Annotated in this window: 15 protein-coding genes; 1 reads left to right on the plus strand and 14 read right to left on the minus strand. The window is 32.7% G+C overall.

All coding sequences use genetic code 11. The annotated features are described in order from the left end of the window. Positions 1 to 49: 49 nt before the first annotated feature. From hisA to BLR17_RS14040, 10 genes are all read right to left on the minus strand, one after another. Complete coding sequence (gene hisA / locus BLR17_RS13995; protein ID WP_066326527.1) at positions 50 to 775, minus strand: 1-(5-phosphoribosyl)-5-[(5-phosphoribosylamino)methylideneamino]imidazole-4-carboxamide isomerase; 726 nt, start codon at positions 773 to 775, stop codon at positions 50 to 52. 66 nt (positions 776 to 841) lie between these two features. Beyond that, entirely contained in the window at positions 842 to 1,423 is a 582-nt protein-coding gene (gene hisH, locus BLR17_RS14000; protein WP_066326536.1) for an imidazole glycerol phosphate synthase subunit HisH, read from the minus strand. Positions 1,424 to 1,490: 67 nt separating this feature from the next. Beyond that, positions 1,491 to 2,627, minus strand: coding sequence for a bifunctional histidinol-phosphatase/imidazoleglycerol-phosphate dehydratase HisB (gene hisB, locus BLR17_RS14005; RefSeq protein WP_066326072.1), 1,137 nt, complete (start codon positions 2,625 to 2,627; stop codon positions 1,491 to 1,493). Between the two features lie 31 nt (positions 2,628 to 2,658). Beyond that, the gene (locus BLR17_RS14010; protein WP_083189230.1) at positions 2,659 to 3,075 is read right to left on the minus strand and encodes a DUF2846 domain-containing protein; all 417 of its coding nucleotides are present in this window, start codon (positions 3,073 to 3,075) and stop codon (positions 2,659 to 2,661) included. Positions 3,076 to 3,152: 77 nt separating this feature from the next. After that, positions 3,153 to 4,202, minus strand: coding sequence for a histidinol-phosphate transaminase (hisC, locus tag BLR17_RS14015; RefSeq protein ID WP_066326077.1), 1,050 nt, complete (start codon positions 4,200 to 4,202; stop codon positions 3,153 to 3,155). A gap of 103 nt (positions 4,203 to 4,305) precedes the next feature. Next, positions 4,306 to 5,589, minus strand: a complete 1,284-nt coding sequence (gene hisD / locus BLR17_RS14020; RefSeq protein WP_066326079.1) for a histidinol dehydrogenase — start codon at positions 5,587 to 5,589, stop codon at positions 4,306 to 4,308. Between the two features lie 95 nt (positions 5,590 to 5,684). Then, complete coding sequence (hisG, locus tag BLR17_RS14025) at positions 5,685 to 6,542, minus strand: ATP phosphoribosyltransferase (RefSeq protein WP_066326080.1); 858 nt, start codon at positions 6,540 to 6,542, stop codon at positions 5,685 to 5,687. 285 nt (positions 6,543 to 6,827) lie between these two features. Further along, complete coding sequence (locus BLR17_RS14030) at positions 6,828 to 7,325, minus strand: DUF2231 domain-containing protein (RefSeq protein ID WP_066326081.1); 498 nt, start codon at positions 7,323 to 7,325, stop codon at positions 6,828 to 6,830. 41 nt (positions 7,326 to 7,366) lie between these two features. Continuing rightward, on the minus strand, positions 7,367 to 8,485 hold the full coding sequence (locus BLR17_RS14035; protein ID WP_066326082.1) for a VIT1/CCC1 transporter family protein: 1,119 nt from the start codon (positions 8,483 to 8,485) through the stop codon (positions 7,367 to 7,369). Between the two features lie 9 nt (positions 8,486 to 8,494). Continuing rightward, positions 8,495 to 8,719, minus strand: coding sequence for an efflux RND transporter periplasmic adaptor subunit (locus BLR17_RS14040; RefSeq protein WP_066326086.1), 225 nt, complete (start codon positions 8,717 to 8,719; stop codon positions 8,495 to 8,497). 239 nt (positions 8,720 to 8,958) lie between these two features. Between BLR17_RS14040 and BLR17_RS14045 the strand changes: the two genes are divergently transcribed. Further along, positions 8,959 to 11,052, plus strand: coding sequence for an LTA synthase family protein (locus BLR17_RS14045; protein ID WP_066326088.1), 2,094 nt, complete (start codon positions 8,959 to 8,961; stop codon positions 11,050 to 11,052). Between the two features lie 57 nt (positions 11,053 to 11,109). Here the strand turns inward: BLR17_RS14045 and BLR17_RS14050 are convergent, their stop codons facing one another. The 4 genes from BLR17_RS14050 to BLR17_RS14065 all read right to left on the minus strand — a co-directional run bounded on the left by BLR17_RS14050 (position 11,110) and on the right by BLR17_RS14065 (position 15,542). Then, the gene (locus BLR17_RS14050; RefSeq protein WP_066326538.1) at positions 11,110 to 12,069 is read right to left on the minus strand and encodes a YeiH family protein; all 960 of its coding nucleotides are present in this window, start codon (positions 12,067 to 12,069) and stop codon (positions 11,110 to 11,112) included. 36 nt (positions 12,070 to 12,105) lie between these two features. Then, complete coding sequence (locus BLR17_RS14055; protein ID WP_066326090.1) at positions 12,106 to 14,133, minus strand: hypothetical protein; 2,028 nt, start codon at positions 14,131 to 14,133, stop codon at positions 12,106 to 12,108. Between the two features lie 103 nt (positions 14,134 to 14,236). Next, positions 14,237 to 14,983 carry a 3-oxoacyl-[acyl-carrier-protein] reductase gene (gene fabG / locus BLR17_RS14060; RefSeq protein ID WP_066326091.1) on the minus strand — a complete coding sequence of 249 codons (747 nt, stop codon included), beginning with the start codon at positions 14,981 to 14,983 and terminating at the stop codon, positions 14,237 to 14,239. Between the two features lie 136 nt (positions 14,984 to 15,119). Continuing rightward, a complete protein-coding gene (locus tag BLR17_RS14065) occupies positions 15,120 to 15,542 on the minus strand; it encodes a hypothetical protein (RefSeq protein ID WP_066326092.1) in 423 nt (140 codons plus the stop codon). Positions 15,543 to 15,624 lie beyond the last annotated feature (82 nt).

A 15,624-nucleotide genomic window follows, 5' to 3' on the forward strand; every position in this document is an offset into this window, starting at 1 on the left:
TTATTGTTTAAGGTTTGCTGTTCTACAACTACAAACTATTAACAATAAACTATAAACTAATTATATAATTCTCTAACTGTTTCAACGAAATTCTCCCTTCGTAAATCGCTTTTCCGATAATGGTTCCTTCACACCCAATTTCGGCTAATTTTGGCAATTCGTCAAAAGTAGAAATTCCTCCCGAAGCAATTAATTTTAAACCCTGGGCTTGTTGCAAAATTTTAGTGTACAAATCAAAACTTGGTCCTTGTAACATTCCGTCTTTGGCAATATCGGTACAAATTACATATTGAATTCCTTTAGCTTGATAATCCTGAATAAAAGGAACTAAATCTTCATTAGAATCCTCTAACCAACCTGAAACTGCTACTTTTTCATTATTAGCATCAGCTCCTAAAATGATTTTGTCCGAACCGTATTCAGCAATCCATTTTTCGAAAACAGCGCGATTTTTAACCGCAATACTTCCACCTGTAATTTGGTTTGCACCACTTTCAAAAGCAATTTTCAAATCAGAATCGGCTTTTAAACCACCACCAAAATCAATTTTCAATTTGGTTTGGGTAGCAATTTGTTCCAAAATTTTATAATTGACAATCTTGCTTGATTTTGCTCCATCCAAATCTACTAAATGTAAATACTCAATTCCGTGTGCCTCAAATTCTTTGGCTACTTCAAGCGGATTTTCGTTGTAAATTATTTTAGTATTGTAATCACCTTTGGACAAACGAACACATTTTCCGTCGATGATGTCTATAGCTGGTATTATTCTCATTTTATTTGTCATTGCGAGGAACGAAGCAATCTCATTCCGCTGATTTTTAATATTGTTATTGAAATTTTAAAGTTTCAAAAAATTGCCTAAGATTTGCTCTCCCATATCTCCACTTTTCTCCGGGTGAAATTGTGTTCCGTAAAAATTTCCATTTTCTAATGCAGAAGAATAAGGAAGCTCATAATCGGTGGTTGCAATGGTTTCTTCACAAAGCGGCGCATAAAAACTATGCACTAAATACATGTATTCTTTTTCGGCTACATCCTTAAATAAATCCGATTTCAGATCGTAAATGGTGTTCCAACCCATTTGTGGTACTTTTACTTTTGGTGTAAATTTAGTCACATCCACATCAAAAATCCCTAAACCGGTTGTATCACCTTCTTCGGTGTGATTACACATCAATTGCATCCCCAGACAAATTCCTAAAACAGGTTGTTTTAATGTTGGAATCAAAGTATCCAAGCCACTTTCTTTAAGCATTTTCATGGCATAACTAGCCTCTCCCACACCAGGAAAAATCACCTTGTCGGCAGCTTTAATTTCGTCAGGATTATTCGTCAACACAGCAGTAAATCCAAGTCTTTCTATAGCAAATAGAATGCTTTGAATATTTCCTGCTCCGTAATTGATAATTACTATTTTCATTTTTTTTAGTTGTTGGTTGTCCGTTGTTTGTTGATAGCTAAAAACTATCAACAAACAACTATCAACTTTAAAGCATTCCTTTTGTCGAAGGTAAAATCATTTTCTCTGTATCACGTTTTACGGCTACTTTTATCGCTTTTGCAAAAGCTTTAAAGATTGCTTCGATTTTGTGATGTTCGTTATCGCCTTCTGCTTTGATGTTGATGTTTGCTTTAGCACCATCAGAGAACGATTTAAAGAAATGGAAAAACATCTCCGTCGGCATTTTACCTACCATTTCACGTTTGAATTCGGTTTCCCAAATTAACCAATTTCTTCCTCCAAAATCGATAGCCACTTGCGCTAAACAATCGTCCATAGGTAAACAGAAACCGTAACGCTCAATTCCTAATTTGTTTCCCAAAGCTTTAGCATAAACTTCTCCAAGAGCAATGGCAGTATCTTCAATCGTGTGGTGCTCATCAACTTCTAAATCACCTTTTACTTTGATTTCCAGGTCCATTTGTCCGTGACGCGAAATTTGGTCTAACATATGGTCAAAAAAAGCAATTCCGGTATCGATGTTACTTTTTCCGGTTCCGTCCAAATTCAATTTGATATAGATATCGGTTTCGTGCGTTTTTCTTGTGATGGAAGCGGTACGAGCTTCTAATTTTAAAAACTCATAGATTTTTTTCCAATCCATAGTTTGCAAAACAATCACAGCATCCAACTCTTCTCTTTTAGCGCTTATTTCAGAACTTCCGACACCATCAGTAGTGTTTAAAAAGATGGCTTTTGCACCAAGGTTTTTAGCCAGTTCCACATCCGTTAAGCGGTCACCTAGAACAAATGAATTAGCCAAATCATAATTAGGATTGTCAATATATTTAGTCAACATTCCTGTGCGAGGCTTGCGTGTTGGCGCATTATCCTCAGGAAAAGAACGGTCAATAAAAATATCATCAAACAAAACGCCTTCGTTTTGAAAAGCCTTTAGAATAAAATCCTGTGTTGGCCAAAAAGTATCTTCCGGAAAAGAATCCGTTCCTAAACCATCCTGATTCGTTACCATTGCCAATTCATAATCTAATTCGTTAGCAATTTTAGCCAAATATTGAAATGCTTTTGGGAAAAACTCTAATTTTTCCAAACTGTCTAATTGATATCCTTCCGGTTCTAAAACAATCGTTCCGTCACGATCTATAAAAAGTACTTTTTTCATTTATTTTATAAATTAATTTGCAAATAATGAATTAAAGACATTTCGTATCTTCTTCCATTATCTCCATTTTCTTTTTAGCAGTATTTTCAGTTATTTCTTCGCAATAAATATTATTAATAAAAAGACCTGTCTCAAAAACAAGTTGTACATAGGTTGTTTTTCCTGGTTCAACTTGAATTTCAAATTTTTCTGCTTTTTCCTTAGATGTCTTTCCTCCAAATTGTACAGAACATTCATGTTTACCAACCGGAACTTCATGAATAGAATACTTTTTGTTGTTCAAATTACACACAAATACTCCATCAATAAAGGTCTTGAATGCGACAGCTGAACCCTGAAATCCCGTTGATCTTAAAAAATAAATTTTACCTGTTTCTGTTTTTTCTTGAGCATTCACGAATGAAGTCATGATTAAAAGAACTAATAATGCAAATACTGTTTTTCTCATTATCTTTTATACTTTTTTGCGGTAAATTCATAACTTTTAAAAGATTAAAAATCTTTTAAAATCTTGAAATCTGTGGCTTATTTTAATTCTGTTAAAGCTTTCATCAGCTTTTTGTTTTCCTCAGCTGTTCCAATAGTCAAACGCAAAGTGTTTTCACAAAGCGGTTGTGTGGTTCTGTTTCTAATTACGATTCCTTTAGCAATTAATTCATCGTAACGTTTATTAGCATCATCTACTTTTATCAGTATGAAATTAGCTTCTGTTGGATAAATTTTTTCAACAAAAGAAACATGATTTAAAACATCTAACAAAGTATCTCTTTCCTCTAAAATCGAACTTATTTCTCTGTTTATTTTTTCCTGATCATTTAATCTTTCCAACGCACGTTGCTGTGTCAATTCGTTTACGTTATAAGGTGGTTTGATTTTGTTTAAAACAGCAATAACTTCTGTTGAAGCATAGCAAATCCCTAAACGAATTCCTGCCAAACCATAAGCTTTTGACAAAGTTTGCGTAATAATCAAATTAGGATATTGGTCTAATTTTTCCAGCCAACTTGCTTTATCTGAAAAGTCAATATAAGCTTCGTCAATCACCACAAAACCATTGAATTTTTCCAACAAAGTGGTTACACTTTCGGTAGTAAATGAATTTCCGGTTGGGTTATTTGGCGAGCACAAAAAGATCAATTTGGTTGTAGGAGTTACCGCTTCTAAAATTTTATCAACTTGTGGCTGGAAATCATTTGTCAATAAAATCTCTTTGTTTTCAACGTTATTGATGTTTGCCAAAACACCGTACATACCATAAGTAGGTGGCAAAGTAATTACATTATCAACCTTAGGCTCACAAAAAGCCCTGAACAATAAATCCAACACTTCATCACTTCCGTTACCTAAAAGGATTTGTTGTGGATTTAGGTTTTTAATTGCTCCCAAAGCTACTTTAACGTTAGCTTGTTGTGGATCAGGATAACGGTTTACCCCATTTTGATACGGATTTTCATTGGCATCCAAAAACACCATTTCGGCAGTATCAAAATCTTCAAACTCATCACGTGCCGAAGAATAAGGTTTTAAAACCTTTACGTTTTCACGGATAAGCGTATTTATATCAAAATTTTTCATGTTTTTATTTTATTAAGAATAAAGAAAATAGAGCATAGAATATAGACTTTATGATGTTTCTAAACTTCTATCTATTTTCTTTTATCTATATTCTATTTTCTTTTTATTCTAAACTTTTCAATCTCAAAGTCACCGCATTTCTATGTGCCTGTAAACCTTCAGCTTCAGCCATTACTTCGATTGCAGTTCCAATGTTTTGAATTCCCTTTTCGGAAATTTTTTGGAACGTCATTGATTTCATAAAACTATCCAGATTTACTCCCGAATAATTTTTAGCATAACCATTCGTTGGCAAGGTGTGATTGGTTCCTGATGCGTAATCTCCGGCGCTTTCAGGAGTGTAATTCCCTATAAAAACCGAACCTGCGTTTTGGATTCCATCCACATAAAAATCATTATTTGCTGTACAAACAATAAAGTGCTCCGGACCGTATTCGTTGATTAAATCCAAAGCAATGCTATCATTTTCCACAAAGATTGATTTAGAATTCGCAATGGCTTTTTCAGCAATGGTTTTACGCGGTAATAGTTCTAATTGGGCTTGAATTTCGCTTTCTACAGCATCAATCATAGCTTTAGATGTAGAAACCAAAATCACCTGACTATCAACACCATGTTCGGCCTGAGACAATAAATCAGAAGCTACAAAAGCAGGAACAGCAGTATCATCAGCTACAACTAACAATTCAGATGGTCCGGCTGGCATATCAATGGCTACACCAAACTGTGTTGCCAATTGTTTTGCTACCGTTACATATTGATTTCCAGGTCCAAAAATCTTATATACTTTTGGAATTGCCTTTGTACCAAAAGTCATTCCGGCAATCGCCTGGATTCCTCCTACTTTGATAATTTTGGTTACGCCACATAAATTAGCAGCGTACAAAATCGCAGGATTAATATTCCCGTTTTTATCCGGTGGCGAACATAAAACAATTTCGCTGCAACCTGCAATTTTAGCCGGAACAGCCAGCATTAAAACTGTAGAAAACAATGGTGCCGTTCCACCGGGAATGTACAAACCTACTTTTTGAATAGGTCTTTTTTCCTGCCAGCATTGCACTCCTTCAGCTGTTTCAATCGATACACGAGTTGTTTTTTGTGCCTGATGAAATTTTTCCACATTGGCTTTTGCCAAAGAAATAGCTGCTGTTAATTCGTCAGAAATAGTATTAATAGCAACTTCAATTTCAGCAGCGGTAACTTCACTGTTTTCAAAATATACGCCATCAAACTGAGTCGTATATTTGGCAACAGCCGCATCTCCGTCTTTTTGAACAGCAGCAAAAATTTCTTTTACTGTTGCTTCTATATCGTTTACCGTTTTCGTGGGTCTTTCTAAAATGGAAGCCCAGGTATCGGGTGTTGGATTATATATTTTGTTCATGTCGTTAAGTTATGAGTTATGGGTTATAAGTTAAGTGTCAATTGTTATTCGATTATTTGAATACTTCTAACTCCCAACTTCTAACTTCTAACTTTTTAAAGTACCATTTTTTCAATAGGGCAAACCAAAATTCCTTCTGCACCTGCTTCTTTCAATTGGTCAATTACTTCCCAAAAAGTATCTTTATCAATTACTGAGTGTACACTACTCCAGCCTTCCTGTGCCAATGGCATCACTGTTAAGCTTTTTAAAACAGGTAAGATTTTACCAATTGCATCAATTTTATCATTTGGCACGTTCATCAAAATATATTTTGATTTTCTTGCTCTTAAAACCGATTCGATTCTGAATTTTAAAGTATCAATTATTTTTTGCGCTTCCGGAGTTACTTTTGGAGAAACCGCTAAAACAGCTTCACTTTTCAAAATAACCTCCACTTCTTTTAGGTTGTTTTTAAACAAAGTACTTCCGCTGGAAACGATATCCACGATAGCATCAGCCAAACCAATATTAGGTGCAATTTCTACAGAACCTGAGATTTGGTGAATGTCAACTGATAATCCAAATTTGTTAAAAAACTCAATTACAGTATTTGGATAAGAAGTTGCAATACGCAAACCATCTAAATCTTTTACTGATTTGTATTCAAAAGTTTTTGGTACCGCTACGGAAACTTTACATTTTGAAAATCCTAATTTTTGGATTACCTCGATGTCTTTTCCTTTTTCAACCAATAAATTATCTCCTACAATAGCGATATCCACTACTCCATCAATCAAATATTGAGGAATATCAGAATTACGTAAATACAGTACTTCCAATGGAAAATTAGACGCTTCTGCCTTTAATTGATCGATACCATTGTTGATAGAAATTCCGGCATCTTTCAGGATTTGAATACTATCTTCGTTTAATCTGCCTGATTTTTGAATTGCAATTTTTAACGTACTCATTGTTTTGTTTTTTTATGTTTTATTGAATGTGTTTGAGTACAAAGGACTTAACACACAATGAAAAACCCGTTTGATGTACTCAAACGGGTTTATTAATATGATGACTTACACGCATACCATTAACACATCGCCTGAGAGCAATAGTGAGAATGATGATGATGCAATTGATTTGATAACATTATAATTTTGTATTAATCTTAATTTTTTTTGTGATGCAAATATAAGTTATAAAATAGTTACAAGCAAATTTTTGATTTAACTAAATTTTCAAAATATCAAAAAACTTTAGTCCTTATCAATAGTTGATTCAGTACTTTTAGAATTAGTGTTTAATAAAACCGCATCTGGACGAATCTCAGTATGACGAATTTCACCTCCGGAAGTGCCAACTTTTGTGGATAAAAATACCGCTACAATAGCAATGATTAAAATTGCATAAGAAAAGAATTTTGCCTTAGCGTGATTTTTAATATTAGTTATCAAACCTATAAACGATACAATTCCTAATAAATACATTACAATAGCTAATTTTTCCGCTAATTCTTCATGATTATGAATAATTTCATGACCAATTGTAGGCATATCTTCAACGAGTTCTTCTGCTCCTTCACCTGTTGCCATGCTAAACACCGTAAAAACAGTTGCTATGATAAATAAAAAATAAGAGGTGTTTTTAATTGAAATACTTCTAAAATAAATCCCTCCAATTAAAACCAATAATCCCAGAATAGTTCCAATAATAGGAAAATGGTTTACAATCATGTGTAAATGTGCGTCATTCATAACTACCAGTTTTTAATATTAATATTTGTTTATATTTAAAATTATCCTGCTAAGGAAACACCAATAAGCGAACCAATTCCATAGGTCACTGCAGCTGCCGCCAATCCGAACAAAACCTGTCTAAAGCCTGAAAACCAAATACTTTTTGCAGTTAATAAAGTAATTGCGGCTCCAATTCCAAAAAGCCCGATTACAGAACTTCCTAAACTTAATAAAATAGCTTTTTCACTATTGATAAAAATAAATGGATACAAAGGAATAATTGCTCCTATTGAAAATAAAATAAATGAGGCAATGGCTGCTTCCCAGGCTGAACCACCTAATTCTTCCTTATCAATTCCTAATTCTTCCGTGATGATAGCATCCATTGCTGTTTCAGGATTTTCAAATGCTTTTTCGGCTAATTTTTGAGCCTCATCAACATTCATTCCTTTGGCCTGATACAATAAAACCAATTCTTTTTTTTCTTCTTCAGGCGAAGCTTCCAATTCTTCCAATTCTAAATCTATTTGTCTTTGATTTAATTCTCTCGAACTTTGTACTGAAAGCCATTCTCCTAAAGCCATGGAAATAGCTCCTGCCAATAAGCCAGCTATTCCGGTAAGCAAAATAGTATTATTAGAAACAGCCGCACCGGCAACTCCCATAACCAAACTCATATTAGAAACCAAACCGTCATTAGCTCCCAAAACTGCTGCTCTTAAAGCATTTCCTCCAACAGATTTGTGACGGCTTTCAAATTTTGACAACAAACCGCCCGAAACATTCAGAGCTTCATTTTGACTTACGGATTCGATTATATTCAAATGATTGTGTTCAAAACCCGAAGCTTTAATTCCTTTAGCCTTCTTATCTTTAATAGCCGTTTCAGCAAACTCTCTTTCGGTATTTGATAAATTACTGATAATACTGCTATACCCAAAATACTTACCTGCTTTGAGTTGCATCTTAGCTCTGGAAGAAGCTGTCGGCATTTTACAATCAGGTTCTAAAGTTCGGACTTTTTCAAGCATGTGAGTGGCATGTTTATTCTCAATCTCTGCCAAACCATTCAAAACCTTAGCTAAATTAGCATCTGTTTGTATAGCTGCAATATTTTCATAAAGAAAAGCAGTATCAACTTCAGTTTGTAACTGACTTTTTAATTTTTGTAAGTTCATATCAAAAAATTAATTAGCAATATCGTAAGCTCCTTTTGTTAAAATTTTAGAATTCTCATTGATTTGATTATCAGGAATTATTTCAGCATATTCCTCTGATACAGCCCCAATAGTAACGGCTACTTTTTTAAAAATATAATTACCATTTTTGTCTTTATTCAATAAAAGTACGATTTTTTTGTTTTCTTCATTCAATAAAGCATCTTTAGGTATTGCTAAAGCTTTTAGAATCAATGATAATATTAACCAAAAAAATCTATAAACAAATCGGTTTTAAAAAAAATCTCTAAAATGGAATTGGATTAATTGTGTATTCCTCTTATTCTCCCTGAAACAATTACCAAACATTCTCTGAAAATAAAATTAATTAGACACATAAATTTATTTTAAATAAAACTTAAGATATCGAACTGAATAACTTTCTTATTTATAATATCAAATTAACTAATTTTACAAAAAATTAAAATCTAAATATGTTCCTTTCCAAAAAACTGGCTCCGTTTTACAATCTTACTTTATTTTATGTAGCTATTAGTATTATTCTCAGAATTGTACTTATTTTTCATCCAATAACCCAATCCGCTTTTTCTGGTTTAGAAATTGTCAAAATTTTTTCATTAGGACTTGTTTCTGATGTTTTTGTTTTTATTCTGGCAAGTGCCTTTTTGTGGCTGTATCTTATTTTTATTTCTAATGCAAAATACCAAAAACCCTATGGATATATCCATTTAGGATTATTAGCAGCACTATTTTTATATATTTTATCCGGAAAATCAATCCTAACCGAATATGGTGGTGGATTAGAAAAAGTGGGGCTACTATTTGTTGGAATTAAAACTCTTTTGTTCAGTTTGCTTTTATTTTTGCCTAAAAAAAGAGAAAAAATCAGGTATTGGCTATTTGCTTTTGTGATGTTTTTATATGTGGTTTTGATATTGCAAAATGCTATTAGTGAGTATTTTTTCTGGAATGAATTTGGTGTAAAATACAACTTCATTGCTGTTAATTATTTGGTTTACACTACTGAAGTTATCGGGAATATTATGGAATCTTATCCAGTGATTCCTATTTTCTCTACATTATTTTTAGTAGCTGGAATTATTAGTTATTACATCATCAGAAGGTCTAAAATTTACATCGAAAAAATTCCTTCTGTTTTTGAAAAAATACAAATTTCAATTGTGTATTTGTTGCTATTTGGATTATCACTTTGGGCTGTTCCTAATTTGGCTAAAACTGAAAATGCAACCAATGTTTTTACCAATGAATTGCAGGCTAACGGAATTTATCGTTTTTATTTGGCTTTTGGAAACAGTGAATTGGATTATTTTAAATTTTACAAAACCTTACCGGAAAAAGAAGCATTTGCTTTATTGGATAAACAAATTCCAAATATTCAGGGATTTTCCAGTACCCGAAATATTCAATCGGACAGTGTCGAATTACATAAAAATGTAGTATTAATTACCATCGAAAGTTATAGCGCCGATTTCATGAAAATGTATGGTAATAAGGATAATATTACACCGTTTTTAGACGATTTAGCTAGTAAAAGTTTGGTATTCACCAATTTGTATGCATCAGGAAACAGAACTGTACGAGGACTAGAAGCGGTAACATTATGCCTTCCTCCTACAGCTGGTGAAAGTGTGGTGAAAAGAAAAGATAATAAGGATAAATTCTCTACCGGAAGTGTGTTCAAATCCAAAGGTTATCAGGTAAAATACCTTTATGGTGGTGATGCCTTTTTTGATAATATGCAGGATTTCTTTTCAGGAAATGGATATGGTATCGTAGATAAGAAAACTTTTAGTCCGGAGGAAATTACCTTTGCGAATATTTGGGGAGTTTGTGATGAAGATATGGCCAACAAGGCAATTAAAATCATGAATGCAGAGTTTCAAACTAAAAAGCCTTTTTTCAATCATTGGATGACAGTAAGCAATCACAGACCTTTTACTTATCCAAATAATAAAATTGATATTCCGGGCGATTCTAAATCAAGAAAAGGTGGTGTGAAATACACTGATTATTCTTTGAGAAAATTCTTTGAAATGGCCGAAAAACAACCTTGGTTTAAAAATACTGTTTTTGTTATTGTTGCAGATCACTGCGCTTCAAGTGCCGGAAAAACGGAACTTCCATTGGATAAATACAGAATTCCGGCTATGATTTATAGTCCCGGATTTATACAGCCAAAGCATTACACCCAATTAATGTCGCAAATTGATTTAATGCCAACTGTTTTTGGATTATTGAACTTTAATTATCAATCTAAATTCTTTGGTCAGGATGTTATGAAAGCCGATTATAAGCCAAGAGCTTTAATAGCAACCTATCAGGATTTAGGATTGATTAAGGACAATGTATTAACGATTCTTTCTCCTAAACAACAAGTAAAACAGTACAGTTTAATTCTAAAACCAAAAGAAGGAATTGCTGCTGATTTTCAGTTGTACTATGACGAAAAACCTTTAAAAGAAGAAAAAACCGACTTAGTAAACGATGCTATTTCGTTCTACCAAACGGCTTCGGATATTTTGAAAAAGAAGAAATATCAAAAATAAACGATAAAAAAAGGGTGAATTTCAATTCACCCTTTTTTATTTTATAAAGTATCATTATTAATTTAGATATAAGATAGCCAAAAGTGACAAGCTTGCTATAAATCCCCATAACAAAATCCCCTGAATAAGGGGCTTTATACCAACAGCCAACAATACGGAACTACTTAATCCTGAACCAATAAAAAACAAAGTTACCGTCAGACCTACTTTAGCCACCGCAACAATATAAGGCGATACTAATACCACTTGTTCTACATAAGTATTCAAAATCATCGCCAGTATGAAAAAACCAATAAAATAGGGAATTTTTATTTTGTTTGCTTTGTTTTTGAACAAGAAGCTCGTTAGTAAAATAACAGGAATAATCCATAGCGCACGAGCTAATTTTACAGTTGTAGCAATTGCCAAAGCTTCGGCACCATATTTATTAGCTGCTCCTACAACTGAACTGGTGTCGTGGATGGACAAAGCACACCATAATCCAAAATTTTCCTGAGATAATTGCAGCCAATGTCCAATAGCCGGAAATAAAAACAAAGCGATGGAGTTTAAAATAAAAATAACTCCCAGAGCAACCGAAGTTTGTTTTTCATCTGATTGAATAACCGGAGTAATCGCGGCAATGGCACTTCCTCCGCAAATAGCGGTTCCACAGGAAATTAAATGAGAAGTTTTCAAATCGGTTTTGAGCCATTTTCCAATGAATCTGCCTAAGAAAATAGTACTGAACAATGTAGCAACGGTCAATAAAAAACTTTCTTTACCCGACAATAATGCATTGGTAACATTCATTCCAAATCCCAGACCTACAACCGAAATTTGAAGTAAAACCCGAATAATTTTATGGTTCAAATGCAACCACGGATGACCGGAAATATTAGCAACAAGCAATCCGAGTAATAAAGCAATGGGCGGAGTAATATAACCTGTTAGGCAAACAAGCAACAAACACACAAAAATAAATTGCTGGGTTCGGGTATGTTTTTCTAAATTAAAAATTCCTTTTTCGGAAAATATTTCGGCTTGTTTTTTCAAGAGCTTTTTTCTAATAAGTTACAATAAACCATTGTATTTTCGAATAAACCATTCTGCTGAAAAGAAGATGCAAATCAATAGTAATAACCATTTCCAATCGATTAATGGTAAACGTCTAACGTTGTTTTTTTCTATAGTTTTATAATTTTCATCAGCCAATAATGATTGAATTAAAGTTTCTGCCTGATTTGGGTAATACAACTTTCCTTTTGTTAAACTTGCCAATTGATCCAATCGGTTAACATCGGGATTTACAAATTGCTTTTCGATGTCAAAATCTAAAATTTCAAAATTACCAGAATAAGACGATTTTGAATTCAATTCTTTTACCGTAAACCGGTAACTTCCCGCGGCTAATCCATCCAGATTTACCTTGTAAGCATTGTTTCCTTTTAATAAATCGTAATTTTTAGTTTGTTTTGTTTTGGAATTAACTACTGCAATAGTCAGGTGTGCTTTCTCATCAAATTCGTAATTCTTATTGAAATATTGAGCGGTAATTTCGATAGCATCTCCCGAATTATAAAAACTCTCATGATTGACAACTAAAGATTTTTTAGTATTGTTTGTTGCCAAAAACTGAATGATTTTGTCAATAAAAATATCGTATTTTTCAAAAGACTCTTCTTTAGTATGACTTTCTAATCGCCATTTCCAACTATTTTCACCTAATAAAAAAGCAGAACGATTATCTTTATTTTCACAGAAAGCTAATAAGGGTGCCTGAGTTTCGATAGCGCGGATTTTTGACCAAAGCAAAACATTAGTATTCGGTTTCACTTTAATGCTCCCATAAGGATTTTGCAAAGGCGGAAAATTTTCAAAACCAATATTATCTATCGCGAAAAGATTAAATTGCGAATTGAATCCCGCCAGGTAATCTTCTTTTTGGGAAGTCATTTTGAAATCTAAATTGTTTTGTAACTGATTTAAAAAGTTAAAATCAGTATGCGTTCCAGTGATTATTAAAGTATTTAATTTAGCTGATTGATTAGCATCAAAAATCGATTTAAAATCTATTGTAGGTTGGTAAAAAACCAAAACATTATAATTACTTAATTGACTAATTTGTTTAGGTTTAATAATATCAACCTTACGTTGTGCATTAGATTCTATTGCTCGTTTTAAAGCTGCGATATCGGGATGGTTTATAACAGAAATTATTGCAATACTTGTCTTTTGATCAATAATTTCTACGGCAAAATTTTTATAGTTATTATAGCTGTTTTTTTCTTTTTCAGCCAAAGTTAAACTTGCTTTATATAACTGTGTCCCGATTTTATTTGCAGTTAAAAACACATTGACAACCGCTGTATTTTTACCCGGAGAAAAATTCACTTTTTGCTTATTCAAAATTGAATTTCCCTGAGAAATTTGAAAATTGGCAGTTATAGCTTTAGTTCCTGAATATTGCAAAAACACTTCTACAGGAAATTTATTCTTCAAAAAAGCATATTTATTGACATTCAGTTGGTTGATTTTTAAATCTAAAACTTTTGTGGTATCTCCTAAAACTATTGGAAAAACTTTATTAGAATCGCCAAAACTATAAACATAGTCATTTCCCGAAGTTTGATTACCATCACTAATCAATACGGTTGGATATAACTGATTTCTGTAAATTGCTTTTAAATCATTGGCAACAACATCAAGATTGGTTTGTTTTCCGCTGAAATCTAACTTTTTAAATGGTAAAAAATCAGTATCAAATTGATACGATTGGATATTAAATTTTTCTTTTAAAGCCGAATTTGATTCTAATTTAGCTGCTAATTCATTTGCTTCTTTATCAGCCTTTAAATAAGTAATTGATCTTGAGTTATCATTTACAATTGCTAAAATTGGCTTTTCAACTACAGTACTATTACTTGTAATTATTGGATTAATCAACAGCAATAATAAACAAAAAATACCTGAAAAACGTAAAAAAGCCAAGAGTAAATTCACTTTGGAATTACTCCTGGCTTTAAAATAATATTGAAAATAAGACAAACCACCCGCAATAATCAATGAAATAATGATATAAAGAATGGTGTTTGTTGTCATTTATTTTTTAATTTAAAGATTGAAAAATTGAATAATTAAAAGATTCTAAATATCATGAATATAAAAAATCTTTAAATCTTTTAACTTTTAAATCATTTAATTACTATGTAAGCATTCCACCGCAAACATTTAACACCTGACCTGTTACATAAGCACTCATATCAGAAGCTAAGAAAAGACAAGCATTGGCTACATCTTCAGGAGATCCTCCACGTTTCAACGGAATACCATCTCTCCATCCTTTAACAACATCTTCGCTTAGTTTAGCTGTCATTTCAGTTTCGATAAATCCAGGAGCTATCGCATTACAACGGATGTTACGGGAACCTAATTCTAAAGCTACTGATTTTGTAAATCCAATAGCTCCTGCTTTAGAAGCAGCATAATTAGTTTGACCTGCATTTCCTGAAACCCCTACTACTGAACTAATATTAATAATAGATCCGGCGCGTTTTTTCAGGAATGTTTTTTGAATAGCTTTAGTCATGTTAAAAACTGACTTCAGATTTACATCGATAACCTGATCAAAATCAGCTTCTGACATACGCATTAACAAGTTGTCTTTAGTAATTCCGGCGTTGTTAATTAATACATCAACAGTACCAAAATCAGCTAAAACAGCATCTACTAAAGTTTGAGCTTCATCAAAATCAGCTGCGTTTGATTTGTATCCTTTAGCTTTAACCCCTAAAGCGTTTAATTCGTTTTCTAATGCTAAAGCTGACTCAGCAGAAGAGCTGTAAGTAAAAGCTACATCAGCACCGTTTTTTGCAAAAACTTCCGCAATACCTCTTCCTATTCCGCGGCTTGCTCCTGTGATAATAGCTACTTTTCCTTCAAGTAATTTCATATTAAGATATAAATTTATTTTTAAATTTTGAGGTACAAATATAAAGCATTTAGCTGTTTAATAAAATTAATGCTATAAAAAAAGCCTTACCGAAGTAAGGCTTTTTAAAAACAGTATCTTTTTTATTGAAAATAAACTAGAATGCTACATTCCATCTAGGTAATTTATCATTTTCACTTAAGAAATTTTGTAAAACTTGTGCTTCAACAAAAGTAGGAATCACTTTTGTATTCTTATTATATGTTTCGTACCAAACAACTTCTAAACGACTAATTTCTTCTTTTTTCATTTGTGCCGGCCAGGAATATTTTCTTCCTGTTTTAGCAAATTGATGACCATTTACAATTTTATCATACAATCCACCATTTTTAGTTTTTAAAGTACCATCGTTTTGAACTGTTCCTGTTGAACCTACCATGATTAACTCTTTTTCTTCAGCCACATCATAAACCAAAAATACTCCAGAACCTTCAGACGCATTACATACTTCTTCAAGATTATCTTCAACTGTTAATGAAAACTGATTATTTACTTTGAATCCTTCTAATTCCTTATACATAATTTTCTTTTTGAATTGATTTTAACACCTGCCAATGTTGGTGATTTTAATTGGGTGCAAATGTATTTCTTTAATTCTGTTT

It is taken from the genome of Flavobacterium glycines (assembly GCF_900100165.1).
GTDB classification, from domain to species: domain Bacteria; phylum Bacteroidota; class Bacteroidia; order Flavobacteriales; family Flavobacteriaceae; genus Flavobacterium; species Flavobacterium glycines.